The sequence below is a fragment of the Mesorhizobium sp. M2C.T.Ca.TU.002.02.1.1 genome (assembly GCF_003997225.1).
Map to the genome: position 1 here is coordinate 1 of NZ_RZTO01001533.1, position 444 is coordinate 444.

Annotated in this window: 1 protein-coding gene; it reads left to right on the forward strand. The window is 59.7% G+C overall.

The window, feature by feature from the left end:
* Window positions 1-33 precede the first annotated feature (33 nt).
* On the forward strand, window positions 34-444 hold a 411-nt coding region (locus EOD07_RS37150), incomplete at its 3' end, for a glycoside hydrolase family 99-like domain-containing protein (RefSeq protein WP_245470653.1).

Here is a 444-nt window from a genome sequence, read left to right on the forward strand (position 1 = left end):
CCCCAAGCGCCTGTGGGCAGCAACGAGATGGTCTTGCGCGGGGCGCTGGTCAGTTCCGGCCCGATCTTCTCGCCCGAACCAGTCTATGTGCCGCTTCTCGATGCGCCGCCGTTGCTCCAGAAGCCGGTGCGCGTCATCGCGTTCTACCTGCCGCAATTCCACCCGATCCCCGAAAACGATGAATGGTGGGGACAGGACTTCACCGAATGGTCTAATGTCCGGCCCGCTGAGCCGCAATTTATCGGTCACCACCAGCCGCACGTGCCGGATACGCTCGGCTACTACGACTTGCGCGATACTGCTGTGCAGCATCGCCAGATCGAACTGGCAAGGCTCTATGGAGTGGAAGGCTTCTGCTTCTATTTTTATTGGTTCGGCGGCAAGAGGCTCCTGGAAAAGCCGCTCGAAAACTGGCTCGAGGATAAGCGCCTCGACATGCCATTC